The sequence below is a fragment of the uncultured Sphingomonas sp. genome (genome assembly GCF_913774285.1).
GTDB lineage: Bacteria > Pseudomonadota > Alphaproteobacteria > Sphingomonadales > Sphingomonadaceae > Sphingomonas.
In genome coordinates this window covers 82,785-98,116 of sequence record NZ_CAJYHX010000033.1, presented here as the reverse complement: position 1 = coordinate 98,116, position 15,332 = coordinate 82,785, and the positions used below count along the sequence as shown (strand labels likewise).

Sequence of the window (15,332 nt, the reverse complement as noted above, 5' to 3'; positions counted from 1 at the left end):
CATGCGTAAGATCATTCTCGCGCTGGCGCTCGGCGCCACGCTCTCGGGCTGCGGTGCAGTCGGCCGGCTGAAGGCGGTGGGCAAGGCGCCCAAGCTCTCGACGATGGATCCGGTAGAGGCGCCCGATGTCGAGCCTTCGCTCGCGTCGCCGCTCGATCGCTCCAACCGGGTGCGGCCCGAGCAGCCGGCAAATGCGCCGACCGCCTCGCTGTTCCGTACCGGCGCCGGCGCCTTCTTCCGCGACCAGCGCGCGGGGCGGGTGGGCGACATTTTGACGATCAAGATCGCGATCGCCGACAAGGCCGATATCGGCAACAATACCTCGCGTACGCGCGGCGGCACCGAGACCAGCGGCATTTCCAGCCTGCTGGGCCTGCAGACGCCGATCAAGAAGCTGACCGGCACCGATCCGTCCAAGCTGGTGGATACCAATTCGGGCTCCAAATATTCGGGCGGCGGCACCACCGTGCGATCGGAGACGATCAACATGACGATGGCCGCCATCGTCACCCAGGTGCTGCCCAACGGCAATCTGATGATCCGCGGCCGGCAGGAAGTGCGGGTGAACTTCGAGATGCGCGAGTTGATCGTCACCGGCATCATCCGGCCGGAGGACATCGCCCGCGACAATTCCATCCAGCACAGCCAGATCGCCGAGGCGCGCGTCATCTATGGCGGCAAGGGCCAGCTGACCGATGCGCAGCAGGCGCGCTGGGGCCAGCAGATCTACGACGCCTTGTTCCCGTTCTGACGCCTGATCCCAGGTCAAGACACAAGAAAGGGCTCGCCGGAAAACCTGGCGGGCCCTTTTCGCATTTACCGAATATTTATCTTAATCTTCCGGTAACCATCAAAATTTTCAGGAGAATTTTGGTCGGTTCGATTTTCTTCCCACAATGGACGTGCAGGGCATTCACGCCCAGTCGAGGGTTGGCGGTTCCGACCCGGGTCGCAGAAGCGGCTCTACTTCCAAGAAGGAAATCACCATGGCATTTTCGGTTAACACGAACGTCGGCGCAATGGCGGCTCTCCAGAGCCTGACCTCGACCCAGAAGGACCTGGCCACCACCCAGAGCCGCATCAACACCGGCCTGTCGGTGTCCTCGACCAAGGACGACTCGGCTTCGTACACGATCGCACAGGGCCTCCGTGGCGACCTGGGCGGCCTGAAGGCGGTTTCGTCGTCGCTCAGCCGCGCGAAGAGCGTGACTGACGTCGCCGTTGCCGGCGCCGAGCAGATCTCCGACATCGTCAACCAGATGCGCTCGAAGGCCACGCAGGCTGCCGACGATGGTATCGACACCGCGTATCGCGACGCCCTGAACAAGGACTTCACCGCGCTGCGTGACCAGATCACCACGATCGTCAACGCGTCGGACTTCAACGGCACGAACCTGCTCAAGACTTCGGGTGGTCAGGTGACCGCGCTGCAGTCGCTGCAGGATTCGAACACCAGCACCACCGCGTGGAACCCCGACTCGCTCACCGTGGCGAACCAGGGTCTCGACCTCGGCGGTTCGGTCGTGACGATTGCTTCGACCGGTCAGATCAACACGCAGGCAGCTGCGCAGTCGATGATCGACACGATCAAGACCACGTCGGACAACCTGAAGACCTCGCTCAGCACGCTCGGCGCCGCTTCGCGCAAGATCGATGCTCAGCAGACCTTCACCAGCAAGCTGTCGGACGTGATCGACGGCGGCATCGGCAACCTCGTCGACGCCGATCTGGCGAAGGAATCGGCTCGCCTGCAGGCTCTGCAGGTCAAGCAGCAGCTCGGTGTTCAGGCTCTGTCGATCGCCAACCAGGCGCCGCAGACGATCACTTCGCTGTTCCGCTAATAGCCCAAGGCCCCAACCCTGGGGGGCCGAAGGCTTGCGGGGGCCGGGATGGTACGCCATCCCGGCCCTCTTTTTTTGCCCGCGTTCATCGCGGGTAATATGGTTTCCGCTTCTATAATGGTTGGAAACTGGGAGATCGGCGTTGTTTCCGAGGATTCGCGAGATTACCGATGCCTTTGGCGGGCGCCTGCGCGTCAGCGTCGAAGAGCATCCCTCGGGCGCGCTGATCGTCGTCGAACGTCCCGATCTGGGCGGGCGGCCGCGCATCCTGCTCGATGGCTACGGCGTGGACGTGCTCGCCGGCTACATCATGTCGGCGCGGCTCTCGGTGCCGCAGGGGCTGCCCGACGAGCATGTCGACGGCATGTTCGCGACGCGCTTCCGGCTGGAGCTCGATCCCAGCGCCGCACTGGTGCTCAGCCAGGAAGGCGCTGCCAGCCTCGAGATCGCCGCGCCCTTCTGGGACCGTCTCTATGCCGAGCTATGCATCGTCGCCGCGCATGCGCGCGAGCTGACCCGCCGCGCCGAGGCGCGCATCCACTGATCCAGCGCCGGTCGCGCGCCCGCTGCGGCGGGCGATCGCAACGTGCCGAACAGCTGTCACCCCCGTGCAGGCGGGGACCCATTGGCGCTGAGAGTGCGGCTTTTCCGCCAAACGTCCAGGTGAATGGATTACCGCCTTCGCGGGAAGGACCGTCGCTCTTGCAGCGCTGCTGGCGTTCCTCTGTTTACGCGCTTGTCTGCGAGCCGCGCGTCGCGCGCACCCGCACCGCGCCCCTGTCATTCCGCGCTCGCAGCGTCAGGGACAAGGACCAGGTCGTCACGGCACAACCAGGGGGCGAGGGCGCTGCGTGCGCCTGCCCGCGCCTGCAGGCCTGCAGCGTCGCAAGCGGTTGGCGTGGTAGGGCGTGCGCGCGGTTCTAGACCGTGGCGGCGCCGGAACCCTGCCTTGGGTCCTGCGGCGAGGCGGACGCGGATGCTGCGGGAGGGGAGGGACGCGATGCCCTCAACATGCGAGCGGCAGGCCAGTTGGGGGGAACTGGCCTGCCGCTATGCCGAGCGGGGGGTGCTCGGCAAATATTGAAGCGCGAGGATCGTGAGGGGATCGGAACGTCCTCGCTGCTTCTGTTTTCGTTATATCGCAGAATCGGACGGGAGAGAAACGAATCCCGCGCTAATCAGCTACAGGATTTGTACTTAAGCTTCTCTCCCTAGGCGATGCTACGGAGAGCAAAGGTTACTTTGCGATCTTCAAGATCATGCTGGTGGGGTATTGGGCGCCATTGATGGATACCACAGGAGATCCATTGAGCATCTGGACGTCATCGACCTTGCCCATGGCAGTTGCGGTGGTGCTGATCTTCGCGCCGGCAGCGGTCGTGCCGGCAAGCGTCAGCTGATACAGGCCGTCGGTATATTTGGTACCGCTCTTGGTGCTGCCGTCCCAGCTGAACTGGCCCGAAGTGCCCTTCACGTCGAGGTCGAAGGTCTCGATCGTCTTGCCCTTGGCATCGGTGATCGTCGCCTTCAGCGTGTCGATCGGATTGGTCGAATCCCACTGCCACTGCGCCGGGGCGGTGGCGCTGAGGCCGGCCTTGTCCGAGCTCAGCTGTACCGGCTGGCCGATCATCGCGGTGCTCGACGTCAGCGAGCTCATGTTGAGGCTCGACAGGATCGAATTCAGCGTCTTGTTCTGGGTGATCGACTGTTCGACCTGCGAATATTGGACCAGCTGCTGGGTGTATTGCGAGCTGTCCATCGGGTTGGTCGGATCCTGGTTCTGCAGCTGCGTGGTCAGCAGCTTGAGGAACAGGTTGTAGTCCGCGGTCAGCTTGGTCGACGATTCGGTGGTGGCCGATTGCCCGGCGGTGGCGGAAGAGACGAGAGTCATGGCGCTACTCCTGAGCGTTAGGCGATGAGGTCGACCTGGCCGTCGCCGCGGATCGGGCGATAGGCCGCGGTCTGGGCGTCGGGTTCGTCGTGGAACTGCTGGTTGCCGCCGCGCGACTGCTGCTGCGAGGCCTGCTGGCCGTTGCCGCCGCCGCCCGTGCCGCCGTCGCGGCTTTCGAAGCGGAAGCTGCTGGCATCGCTGCGGATACCCGCCTGATCGAGCGCGCGGCCGAGATCGGGGGCTTCCTGGCGAAGCAGTTCGAGCGTGTGCTGGCTTTCGGCGCGCATCGTCGCCTGGACGCGGCCCTTGTCGTCGAAGGCGAGGGTGACTTCGACGCGACCGAGTTCGGACGGGTTCATGCGGACGCGCAGCATGTCTTCGCCGGCATCCACCTTGCGGGCGATCTCGACGCCGAGGCTGCGGCCCAGCTCACCCGCGCGCGCGTTGAGCACCGGCTCCGCGGCCGGCGCGGCGGGTGCCGCGCTCGCAGCCGGGGCAACGTGGCCCGAAGCGGTGGGGAAGGGAGCGGCGCCACCATGGCGCGTGTCGGCGGCGGCAAGCTGCTGCCCGAAATTCTGCTGGCCATGATCGCCGGCGCTGCCGCCATCGGTGCCGCCGCCGCCATGCGGACGAGGTCCGACCGCATCGGCGAGGTCGGCCAGCTTGTCGTTGGTGGTCTGCGCAGGCGCGGCGTCGTTGCCCGCCATGGCATCTGCCTTGGCGTAGCGCGGCCCGGTCACGCCGCTGGTCTTGCTCTGCGCTGCCGGCTGCTGGGCAGCGGCAGGCTGGGCGGCGGGCGGCTGCTGCTGCAGCTGCGCGACGGGCACGGCAACGGGCTGAACGACCACCGGGGTGGTCGCTTCCGGCGCGGCCAGCGGGGCGCCCGCGGGATCGAGGCCGTTCTTGTCGCCGCCGGTGCCGCGCGCGGGCTTGGCGACCTTGACTGCCACCATCGGGCGCGCGGGCCCGGCATCTTCGGTGGGCTTGGGTGCGGCCGCGTCCAGCAGCTCGGCGAGCGCATCTGCGGTCTCCGGCTTTGCGTCCGCGGCCGTCGGCTTCGGCTTGGAAGCGGCGATCTCCGACTGTACCGGTTCGCTCGGCGTCGTCACCGTATCATCAGTCTTGCCGCGCGCATCGGCGAGCGCCTTGGCGATGGCATCGGCGAGCGGGTTGCCGCCGGTCGCGACGGGCGGGGTGCTGGCACTCGGCGCGGCGGTGGCGAGCAGCTGGGTCATGCCGACCTGCGGCTTGTCGCCGGGCAGCGCGTTCGCATCGGGGGTACCCGGCAGCAGCGGTGCGCCGGTCTGCGCGCCGAGCAGTCCCGTCGTGCCCGCACCTGCGAAGACCAGGCCCTGGCCCGCCCAGCCGCTCACGCCACCGGTTCCGACTCCGCCCAGCAGGCCGGCAAAGCCGCTGCCGCCGGCCGCATTCGCAGCGCCCTCCTGGCTGACGGGGGCGGCGAAGGGGGAGCCGATGTTCGTGACGTTCATGCAGTCGCCTCTTGCACGGCCGGAAAGAGGCCGTTCCAAACCATTATAGGACGATCGTGGAGACGATCGTTGCGGATCAGCCAATTACGCCGAGCGCACGGATGCGGGCGCGGGCGTGGATCTCGTTCTGCGACAGCACCACCGTTGCGGGCCGCACGCGCTCGATGATCGAGCGGACGAACGGGCGGATCGAAGGGCTGGTGAGCAGGCAGGGAATCTCGCCGTCCTGCGCCAGCCGGTCATAGGTCTCGCGCACCGCGCCGATGAACTGCTGGAGCGCCGACGGGGCCATCGCCAGCTGGCGGTCGTCGCCCGCGCCGAGGATGCTGTCCGCGAACGCCTGGTCCCAATCCGCCGAGAGGGTGACCACCGGGATCGCGTCGCCGCGCGCCTGCGAGGCGCTGATCTGGCGGGCCAGGCGGCTGCGGACATGCTCGGTGATGGTGGTCAGGTTGCTGGTGAGCGGCGCCGATTCCGCGATGCCTTCGAGGATCGTCGGGATGTCGCGGATCGAGATCTGCTCGGCGAGCAGGTTCTGCAGGATGCGCTGGACGCTCGACACCGAGACCTTGGACGGGATGATGTCCGCCACCAGCTTTTCCGATTCCTTGTGGACTTCGGTCAGCAGCTTCTGCGTCTCGGTGTAGGAGAGCAGATCGGCGATGTTTTCCTTCACCAGCTCGGTGAGGTGCGTGGCGATGATCGTGCCGCAATCGACCACGGTGAGGCCGCGGAAGCCGGCTTCGTCGCGCAGCTCGCGATCGATCCACAGCGCGGGCAGACCGAACACGGGTTCCTTGGTGACTTCGCCGGGCAGGCCGACCGAACCGCCGCCCGGATTGATCAGCAGCAGCTTCTCCAGCCGGATGTCGCCGCGGGCCGCCTCGGTCTCCTTGATCGAGATGACATATTCGTTGGGCTTGAGGCCCATATTGTCGATGATCCGGACCGAGGGCAGCACGAAGCCGTACTCGGTCGCCATCTGGCGGCGCAGCGCGCGGACCTGGTCGTCGAGACGCGGTTCGCGGGTATCGTCGTTGATCATCGGCAGCAGGGCATAGCCGATCTCGATGCGCACCGCGTCGATCGCCAGCGTCTCGGAGATCGGCTGCTCGACCGCCTGCGAGTGCGCGACCTCCTGTGCTGCCTGGATGCGCTCGCGCGCGGCCTTGGCGGTGGAGCGGCGCGACATCTCCCAGGCCACCCAGCCCGACAGCGCCGAGAAGGCGGCGAAGGGGATGAAGGGCAGGCCGGGCATCAGCGCCAGCGCACCCATCAGGAACGACACCATGCCGAACGCCTTGGGGTAGCGGCCGAGCTGGTCGCCGAGCGCCGCGCCGGTCTTGCCGGCAACGCCGCCCTTGGAGACGAGCAGGCCCGCCGCGGTCGAGACGATCAGCGCCGGGATCTGGCTGACCAGGCCGTCGCCGGCGGTGAGCACGGTATAGGTGCGGAACGCCTCGCCGATCGGCACGCCGTGCTCGATCACGCCGATTCCGAGACCGACGACGATGTTGATCGCGGTGATCAGCAGGCCCGCGACGGCATCGCCCTTCACGAACTTGGAGGCACCGTCCATCGCGCCGTAGAAGCCGCTTTCGGCCTCCACTTCGGCGCGGCGGGCCTTGGCCTGCTCCTCGTTGATCATGCCGGCCGAGAGATCGGCGTCGATCGCCATCTGCTTGCCGGGCATCGAATCGAGGCTGAAGCGCGCGGCGACTTCGGCGATACGGCCGGCGCCCTTGGTGATGACGACGAAGTTGATCACCACCAGGATCATGAAGATGGTGAGACCGATGATGGTCTCGCCGCCCATCAGGAACTCGCCGAAGGCGCCGATCACGCCGCCGGCGGCATCGGGGCCCTCATGACCATGGCCGAGGATCAGGCGGGTGGAGGCGAGGTTGAGGCCCAGCCGCAGCATCGTCGCGATCAGCAGGATGGTCGGGAAGGCGCTGAGCTCCAGCGGCTTCTCGATGAACAGCGCCGTCATCAGGATCATCACCGAGACGGTGATCGACAGGGCGAGCCCCATGTCGAGCATCCAGCCCGGCATCGGCAGGATCAGCATCGCGATGATCGCGATGACGCCGCCGGCGAGCGCCATGTCGCGGTTGGCGCCGATGCGGTCGAAGAACTTCAGGACGGCGGGAGGCATGGGCTGCTACCGGAAACTGGAGGTCAGGGCGCGGGCGAGACGGCGATGCCGGCGTCGATGAAGCTGCGCAGCTTGTTGCGCATCGTGCGGACCGAGATGCCGAGGATGTTCGAGGCCGAGGTGCGGTTGCCGTGGCAGCGCTCCAGCGTCTGCAGGATCAGCTCGCGCTCCACCTCCTCGACCGTGCGGCCGACCAGGCTGTTGATGTCCAAGGGGTTGGTCTCTGTGTTGAGCTCGGCGAGCGGCGTGCCGTCGGCGCGCACCAGGTCGCCCGGCATGATCGCGGCGCCGCGGCCGAGCAGGATGGCGCGGTGCACCGTCTCGTCCAGCTCGCGGATGTTGCCCGGCCAGACATAGCGCTGGAGCAGCGCCAGCGCCTCGTCGGTGAAGGCGCGCGGCGGCAGGCCATCGACTTCGGCGTGGCGCTTGGCGAAATAGCGGGCGAGGGCGATGATGTCCTCGCCGCGGGCGCGCAGGGGCGGCACCTCGACGCGCACCAGCCCCAGCCGCACCAGCAGGTCGGCGCGGAAGGTGCCGCTTTCGACCAGCGCGTCGAGGTTGAGGCTCGACGTGGCGATCAGTCGGCCGTGAAAGGGAATGGTCTCGTGGCCCGCCAGGCGGCGGAACTGCTGCTTCTGCAGCACGTCGTGCAGCTTGGCCTGCAGTGCGGGCGACAGCATGCCGACCTCGCGGAGCAGCACCGTGCCGTGCCCAGCCTTTTCCAGCCGGCCGATGCGGCGGGCGACGGCGCCCGGGAAGGCGCCCGCCTCGTGGCCGAACAGTTCGGATTCGATCACGTCGGGGGCGACGCCGGCGCATTCGGCGACCAGCATCGGCTGCGGGCGGCCCGAAGCATCGTGCACCGCGCGCGCCATCATCTCCTTGCCGCTGCCCTTCTCGCCGGTGATCAGCACCGGGGCTGCGCTCGGCGCCACACCGGCGGCGAGCGACAGCGCGCGGGCGAGCGCGGGGTGGCCGCCGATCCAGGCCGGGGCCTTGCGCTCGACCACCGAGGCGATGGCGGCGGCGATCAGCTCGCGCTGCGGGGGGAGGGGGACGTAATCGCGCGCACCGGCGCGGATCGCCGCCACCGCGCGCTCGGCCGGGGCGTCGATGCCGCAGGCGAGTACCGCGATGGTGAAGCGCTCGGCGCGGATGCTCGCCATGAAGGCGGTGATGTCCGCCTCGACGTCGATCATCACCAGATCGGCACCGCCCTGGCGCAGCTCGACCAGCCCGTCGCCGGGCGTGTCGGCCATCGCCACTTCGGCGCCGGCGCTGCGGGCGAGCTCGGCGGCGAGACGGAACTCGCTGCCGGGCGCGCCGATCAGGAGCATGCGGATCGGGTTTGCCATCAGCGATCGGGCCGCACGATTTCTGTGAGCGTCACGCCCAGCGCGTTGTCGATCAGGACGACTTCGCCGCGGGCGATCAGCCGGTCATTGACGAAGATGTCGACCGGTTCGCCGACGCGGCGGTCGAGTTCGAGCACGGTGCCCGAGCTGAGCGCGAGCAGATCGCCGATCGGCATCCGCGCGCGGCCGAGCACCGCCTGCACCTTGACCGGCACGTCGTGCACGGCTTCGAGGCCGGCGCTGCCGCCATGGGCCTCGGGCGTGCTGCCCGGCAGTTCGAAATCCTGGAAATCGGGGGCGGGGGCGGGCTGGGGCTCGCTGCCGTCCGACGGGATGATGTCGTGGGGATCGATCGTCATCTGCTAAAATCCTATGCGTTCATCCACTGGCGGATCACCGAGGCGGCCTCGGGCGGGCTGGCCGCGATGGCCGATCCGATCCGCTTGAGGGCGGAGAGCTTGATCCGCCCATCCACCTGGGCGAGGGCGATTTCCTGATCGAGCAGCGCGGTCTCGCTGACCTGCATCTGCTCGAGCTTCTGGAGCGCTTCGGGGTCGCCGTCCGCGGCGAGGGCGGTCAGCGCCCGCATTTCTTCGGACTGCTGCTGTGCCTCCAGCTGGGTCATCTCCGGCTCGATCGGCAGCGGCTCGGGCTTCGGCTTGAGCATGCGCAGGGCGAGCAGGCCGACACCGGCGATCAGCGCGAGCTGCAGGAAGGTCCAGATCCGGTCCATCGGCAGCTTGGAGAAGAGGCTCTCCTTGCCTTCGTCCACCGGCACCGCCGAGAAGGGCATGCTCTCGACGACGACGCTGTCGCCGCGCTGGGTATCGATGCCGACGGCATTCTCGACCAGGCGCTGCAGGCGCTGGATCTGATCGGCGGGCAGCCCCTTCGGACCGCCATCGACCATCACCGCGACGGTGAGGCGGGTGACCTTGCCCGGCGAGCGCAGCGTCACCGTGCGGGTCGAGCTATTGGAATAGGTGGTGTCTTCCGAGGTCTGGTTGCTCGCCGACTGACGCGAGCTGCCCGGCGCACCCGGATTGGCCTTGGCGTCGGGCATCTGGTTGGCGACCGAGGCGGTCTGCGGCCCCGCGTCGCTTTCCTTGTTCTGGTCGCCGGTCTCGACGCTCACCTGGCGGGCGACGACCTGCTTGTCCGGATCATAGACGTTCGATTCCTCGCGCGTCTGGTCGCGGTCGATCTGGGCGGAGACTTCCGCGCGGACCTTGCCTTCGCCGACGATCGGCTGGAGCAGCGCCTCGATCTCGTCGCGCAGCTTGCCCTCGACCGCCTGCTGGCGCTCGTCGGCATCGCCGGCGGCGGCGGTGTCCGGATCGCCCGCACGGGCGAGCAGCGCGCCGGTCTGGTCGACCACCGAGACGGCGTCGGGCGAAAGCTCGGGGACCGAGGAGGAGACGAGGTAGCGGATCGCCGCGACCTGCTCCGAACCGATATGGCCCTTGGTCTTGATGGTGACGGCGGCGGTCGCCTTGCGGCTCTCATTGGCGAACATCGCGCGCTCGGGCATCACGATATGGACGCGCGCGGCGGTGACGCTCTGGATCGTCTGGATCGACTTGGAGAGCTCGCCTTCCACGGCGCGAGTCTCGTTCATCTTGGCGCGGCTGGCGGAAACGCCGAAGGGCTGCTCCTCGTCGAGTACCTCATAGCCGATCTTGCCGCCCAGCTTCTCGCCGGCCATGCTCATGCGCAGTTCGGCGAGCTTGTCCTCGGGCGCCATGATCGCGGTGCCGTCGGCGGAGAGCGTGTACGGCACGTTCTGCGCCTTCAGCTTCTCGGTGATCGTCGAGGCGGCTGCCGGATCCAGGTCCGTGTAGAGATAGCCCATGTTCGACTTGGAGCTGCTCATCGCCACGAAGGTCAGCGCCGCGAGCAGGGCGAAAGCCACGCCCCCCATCATCGCGAGCCGCTTGGTGCCGAGTTGCGCCACCAGATTCTTGATCGCTTCCAAAGCCGCCCCATGCAGTAGCTACGGGGCGCGGAATGCCCCTTGTTAATGGTCTTATAGGAGGCGGGCGGAACGGCAGTTTCTGCCGGGTGGGAATTTTTTGCCTAGCAGTCGCTCGACCTACGCGAAGCTACGGAAGCACGGTTGCGTGCGCCGGCGGCTGCGGCCAAGGGCATCGCCAACGGATGGAGACGACATGCAGGTAAACAGGCGGCACTTCGCGGCAGGGCTGGCGACGCTGGTGCTCGGCGCCCCCCTCGCGCGGGCGGCGGACGACGCGGGCGGGGCGCTGAGCCTGACCTATGACGATGGGCTGCCCTCGCATCTCGACGTGGCGGCGCCCGCGCTGGAGCGGCGGGGCCTGCACGGCACCTTCTACGTCACCTGGGACAATATCGTCGACCGCGTCGCCGACTGGGAGAAGATGCCGGCGCGTGGGCACGAGCTCGGCGCGCATACCATGCACCACCCTTGCAACATCGGTCCGCTCACCGCCGAGGCCTTTGCCGAGAAGGAGTTCCGCCCGCTGGAAGCCTGGCTGGACAAGGTGGCCGGACCCGAGCGGCCGCGCGACTTCGCCTATCCGTGCGATGTCACCGATCTGGGCCCCGGCACCGCCAATGCCGAGCGCGCCCGCTACGAGGCGCTGCTCAAGCGGCTGGGACTCGACAGCGCGCGGAACAGCGAGGGGCCGCCCAACCCGGCGGCCTGGGTGCGGCGCCACCCGTATCGGCTGCAGGCACTGGCGGTCGGCTATGACGCGCAGCCGCTCGACGTGTTCAACTATCTCCAGCTGGCGCGGCACGAGCGGCGCTGGGCGATCCTGGTGTTCCACCAGGTCGGCGCCGGGCCGGAAAGCGACGGGGCGGTGACCGCGGCACAGCAAGAGGCGCTGCTCGACATGGTGCTGGCGAGCGGGCTCGCGGTGCGCACCGTAGGGGAGCAGATGCGGCGTCTCGCTTCGGGCTGACCCGCGCCCGACGCTTGCGCATCCGAAACCAGCGATAGGCGTTTGACGGCCGATGAACGGCCGCTCCAGCGCAGGTTCAGCCTGGAACGGGCAGAAGCTGCGTCAAGGGGGCGGGAAGTGAGGAGCTGTCATGTCCGATCTGTGGAAACGCCCCGCCATGCTGTCGGCGAGCATGCTCGCCATCGCGCTGGCCGCCTGCAGCCCGGGAAATCCGGCACAGCAGGCGGATAGCAACGCGTCGATGGGCAACATGGCCGATGCGCTGCCGGCGCTGCCCGCGGCGGTGCCGCTGCAGGCCGGCGCCGCGACGTCGCTCGCCACCGCCCCGTCGGCCGAGGCGCTGCCCGCGACACGGCGAGTGCGCGTGGCGCAGGTCGCGCGGCGCAGCGACGCTTATGCCTATCTCGATCGCGCCCAGGGTGTTGCCGATGCGATCGGCGATGCGCCGCCCGACTATGCCTATGACGACGGCCGCGTCTCGCCCTGGGTGTGGCAGACCAGCGTCGGCGACCGGCGCTATGCGGAGCCGGTCGATGGCGGCTATCGCTATTATTATTACCAGGCCGGGGCGGACCAGCCCTATCTCGTCCGCGACCCCGACTATAGCTATGCCTATTCGGGCGACGATCTCGTCGCGGTGTACGACGCGGGCGGCGACCTGCTGCCGGCCAACGACTATTACGGCCGCGCCGACACCGCGTCCCGCTATTATGATCGCGCGGAATATCTCTACCGGCTGTCGGCGCAGCGCGAGCATCGCGGGGTGGTCGCAGCCAACTGGGCGGCGCGGCGCGCGGAGATCGCCGCCGCCAACGCGCAATGGGCCGAGGCGCAGGCGCGCCAGGCCGAATGGCAGGCCTATCGCCAGGCACATGCCGCGCAGGAACAGGCCGTCTGGCAGCAGGAGCGCCAGCGCCGCGCCTCTGCCGCCCAGCGCTTCGCCGCGTGGCAGAGCCAGGGCTTCCGCACCCCGGCGCCGCAGCCGGTCGCCTATGTGCCGCCCGCGCCGCCGCCGCAGCGCGGCTGGATGCCCAACTGGTTCGGCGGCGATCGCCAGGCCGAGGCACGGCGCCAGCAGCAGATCCGCGCCCAGCAGATTGCCCAGCAGCAGGCGGCACAACGCCAGGCCCAGCAGATGGCGGCGCAGCGCCAGGCGCAGGCGCAGGCCCAGCAGCGGCTTGCCTTCCAGCAACAGGCGCAGCAGCGCGCGAACCTCCAGGCGCAGCAGCAGCGGCTCGCCGAACAGCAGGCCCGGCAGCGCCAGGTGCAGCAGCAGCTCGCCCAGCAGCAGGCCCGCCAGCGCGTCGCGCAGGCCCAGGCGCAGCAGGCTGCCCAGCAGCGGGTGCGTCAGCAGGCGGCCGAGCAGCAGCGCGTCCGGCAGGCAGCGGCGCAGCGCACGCAACAGCAACAGCTGGCCCAGCAACGCGCGCGTGAAGCGGCGGCGGAGCGCCAGCGTCAGGCCCAGCAAGCTCAGCAGCGCAACCGCGTGCAGATGGCGCAACGTCAACAGGCCCAGCAGCAGGCACAGCAGCGCGCCCGTCAGCAGGCAGCCCAGCGCGAACTGGCGCAGCGACAGGCGCAGACACGTGCCCGCCAGCAGCAGGCAGCACGCGCGCAGGCCGAGCAGCGCCAGCAGGCCCAGGCGCGGCAGCAGGCCCAGGCTCGCGTGCAGATGGCGCAGCAGCAGCGCGCAGAAGCCGCGGCGCGGGCCGAACAGGCGCGGCCGCATCCGCAGCAGCCGCCCCGTCCTGCCCGGCCGGAACGGCCGCGCGATCCGCACCAGAGCTGATCGCGCGCGGGGAGGGGCCGCCGCTTGGCGGCCCCGCGCCGGTCAGGCCTCGACGTTCAGTTCGTCGAGCGCCCGCGGCTCGTGCATCGGGCAGCCGTTGAACCGACCGCGATAGTCGGCGGAAAACTTATAGGGCTCCTTCCGCGCCCGGTTGACGCCGCCGAGCGGCTGGTGCGCGGCGAGGCCGTGCCAGGGCGCGAAGGACAGCCGGTCCTCAATCCGATCGCTTTCGCCATAGATCCAGCCCGTCTGCGGCTCCACGTGCAGCGTCGCGACGGTGCGATAGGGGCTCTCGTCCTCGTCCCAGACGACCGAGGCATCCTCGACCGGCATTTTCTCGAGATCGGTGCACAGCTGCACGCGCAGCTCCCAGGTGCCGCCCTGCTCGACGAGCAATTCGTTCACGGCCTCGCGGATCGCATCGGGGCGGCCGGTGGCGTTGATCGTCTCGTCGGCGAAGTCCTTGATGCCGGATACCGGCACCAGCTGGAACTTGGCGATGTACGCGCCATAGCGGTAGGGCGTCTGGCTGTAATAGGTGGCACCCAGCGGATGCACCGGCTTGGCACCGCCCAGGCTGTTCAGCAGCGCCGACTTGCCGCCGACCGCCTCGATCGCCGCCTCGAAGCTGCGCAGCACCGCCGATAGCAGCTTCTTGGCGCCCTCGGCCTTGTCCGTGGTGCCGGCGAGCAGCTTGAGGTTGCCGAGGAACTTCTTGGCGTCCGGCGCGGCGAAGGCGGGGGCGTTGACCATCACGAAGTCCTGCGTCGTGTCGCCCTCGCTGCCCGGCAGCCGCGCGCCTTCGACGCCGAGCACCTTCAATGCCACGCCGCGGGGTAGGCGGATCGAGTCATCCAGGATGTCGCCGGCATTGGTCGAGAAGCGCAGGATCGCTTCGTGGCGGCCCGGCGTCGCGAACAGGCCCTGGGCGAGTTCGGGCGGCAGATTGTCGGCAATCGTGAAGGTGCCGCGCGCGATGCCATGGCCCTTGGCGTGCACCGAGCGGACCGCGTGCTGATAGTCCTCGGACGTGGTGTCGAGGATCTTCTGGAACTGTTCCTTGAGCCGGGCGACGGTCTCCGCCTCGTCGGGCTGGGGCTGTTCGACGGAGGGCGAATAACGGACGGGCTGCGACATGGCTGGTTTCCTTCGAAGGTTCGAAGGAGCTCAACCGTCATTCCGATTTGCCGTTCCGTCGAGGCCCGCTCAGTGGAGCAGCAGGCTCTCCAGCTCGGCGGTGATCGCCTCGCGGCGCGCTTGCGCGTTGAGTGCGAGGCCGCCTTCGTCCCAATTGATCAGCGCATCGCCCATCGCCAGCGTGGCGTCGGGGGCGACGGTGAGGCTCAGCTTGCGGCGATCCTTGGACTGCCGGTCGGCGATCTTGGCTTCGATATCGTCGACCAGATCGGGGTGGACGCGCACCTGCAGCTCGGTGCCGCGGGCCACCTGGCCCAGCACGCGGCCGATCGCCGCGTCGATCGCGTCGCCGGGGGCGCGCTCGATCGCGCGGGCGGCGATATGGTCGGCGGCGGCGAGCGCGACTTCGGTCGCCTCGCTGGTCACCCGCTCGGTGATTTCGGTGAACTGGGCGTCGATCACCTCGATGCCGGCGTGCAGCGCGTCGACCGCGCTGAGCAGCGCCACTTCGCGCTCGGCGCGCGCCTGGGCGAGTCCGGCCTCGAAACCTTCGGCGCGGGCGCGATCGATCACCGCCTGCTGGTCGGCCTTGAGCAGCGCCAGCTCGGCGCGCAGCGCGGCCAGCTCGATCAGCGCGTCCTCGTCGACCAGCTTCTTGTCCGGCACGGGTGCCGAAAACACGCGGTCGAAGGCGAAACGTTCGACATGGATGCTCATGCTGCCATGCTC

The 15,332-nt window shown here is 68.6% G+C and carries 13 protein-coding genes; 5 read left to right on the top strand and 8 right to left on the bottom strand.

Annotated elements, in window-relative coordinates:
- Position 1: 1 nt before the first annotated feature.
- From flgH to QZ670_RS18775, 3 genes are all read left to right on the top strand, one after another.
- On the top strand, positions 2-751 hold the full coding sequence (gene flgH, locus QZ670_RS18785; protein ID WP_294258416.1) for a flagellar basal body L-ring protein FlgH: 750 nt from the start codon (positions 2-4) through the stop codon (positions 749-751).
- Between the two features lie 235 nt (positions 752-986).
- Positions 987-1,841, top strand: a complete 855-nt coding sequence (locus QZ670_RS18780; protein WP_294258413.1) for a flagellin — start codon at positions 987-989, stop codon at positions 1,839-1,841.
- A gap of 142 nt (positions 1,842-1,983) precedes the next feature.
- Positions 1,984-2,385 carry a hypothetical protein gene (locus QZ670_RS18775; RefSeq protein WP_121078589.1) on the top strand — a complete coding sequence of 134 codons (402 nt, stop codon included), beginning with the start codon at positions 1,984-1,986 and terminating at the stop codon, positions 2,383-2,385.
- A gap of 693 nt (positions 2,386-3,078) precedes the next feature.
- Here the strand turns inward: QZ670_RS18775 and QZ670_RS18770 are convergent.
- The 6 genes from QZ670_RS18770 to fliF all read right to left on the bottom strand — a co-directional run bounded on the left by QZ670_RS18770 (position 3,079) and on the right by fliF (position 10,710).
- The gene (locus QZ670_RS18770) at positions 3,079-3,732 is read right to left on the bottom strand and encodes a flagellar hook capping FlgD N-terminal domain-containing protein (RefSeq protein WP_294258411.1); all 654 of its coding nucleotides are present in this window, start codon (positions 3,730-3,732) and stop codon (positions 3,079-3,081) included.
- A gap of 17 nt (positions 3,733-3,749) precedes the next feature.
- Positions 3,750-5,222 carry a flagellar hook-length control protein FliK gene (locus tag QZ670_RS18765; protein WP_294258408.1) on the bottom strand — a complete coding sequence of 491 codons (1,473 nt, stop codon included), beginning with the start codon at positions 5,220-5,222 and terminating at the stop codon, positions 3,750-3,752.
- A gap of 76 nt (positions 5,223-5,298) precedes the next feature.
- Positions 5,299-7,380 (bottom strand): flagellar biosynthesis protein FlhA, encoded by a 2,082-nt coding sequence (flhA, locus tag QZ670_RS18760; RefSeq protein WP_294258405.1) that lies wholly within the window; start codon positions 7,378-7,380, stop codon positions 5,299-5,301.
- A gap of 23 nt (positions 7,381-7,403) precedes the next feature.
- On the bottom strand, positions 7,404-8,735 hold the full coding sequence (locus tag QZ670_RS18755) for a sigma-54 dependent transcriptional regulator (RefSeq protein WP_294258403.1): 1,332 nt from the start codon (positions 8,733-8,735) through the stop codon (positions 7,404-7,406).
- Positions 8,735-9,094, bottom strand: a complete 360-nt coding sequence (gene fliN, locus QZ670_RS18750; RefSeq protein WP_294258402.1) for a flagellar motor switch protein FliN — start codon at positions 9,092-9,094, stop codon at positions 8,735-8,737. Before fliN ends, QZ670_RS18755 begins: the two co-directional genes overlap by 1 nt.
- Positions 9,095-9,105: 11 nt before the next feature.
- Complete coding sequence (gene fliF, locus QZ670_RS18745) at positions 9,106-10,710, bottom strand: flagellar basal-body MS-ring/collar protein FliF (protein ID WP_294258400.1); 1,605 nt, start codon at positions 10,708-10,710, stop codon at positions 9,106-9,108.
- A gap of 193 nt (positions 10,711-10,903) precedes the next feature.
- Between fliF and QZ670_RS18740 the strand changes: the two genes are divergently transcribed.
- Positions 10,904-11,677 carry a polysaccharide deacetylase family protein gene (locus tag QZ670_RS18740; protein WP_294258397.1) on the top strand — a complete coding sequence of 258 codons (774 nt, stop codon included), beginning with the start codon at positions 10,904-10,906 and terminating at the stop codon, positions 11,675-11,677.
- Positions 11,678-11,807: 130 nt separating this feature from the next.
- Complete coding sequence (locus tag QZ670_RS18735; RefSeq protein ID WP_294258394.1) at positions 11,808-13,466, top strand: hypothetical protein; 1,659 nt, start codon at positions 11,808-11,810, stop codon at positions 13,464-13,466.
- Between the two features lie 42 nt (positions 13,467-13,508).
- Here the strand turns inward: QZ670_RS18735 and QZ670_RS18730 are convergent, their stop codons facing one another.
- Both QZ670_RS18730 and QZ670_RS18725 read right to left on the bottom strand, forming a co-directional pair.
- Positions 13,509-14,603: a catalase family protein gene (locus tag QZ670_RS18730; RefSeq protein ID WP_294258392.1), complete on the bottom strand. Its 1,095-nt coding sequence runs from the start codon at positions 14,601-14,603 to the stop codon at positions 13,509-13,511.
- A 69-nt stretch (positions 14,604-14,672) separates the two neighbouring features.
- Positions 14,673-15,320 (bottom strand): FliH/SctL family protein, encoded by a 648-nt coding sequence (locus QZ670_RS18725; protein WP_294258391.1) that lies wholly within the window; start codon positions 15,318-15,320, stop codon positions 14,673-14,675.
- Positions 15,321-15,332: the final 12 nt, after the last annotated feature.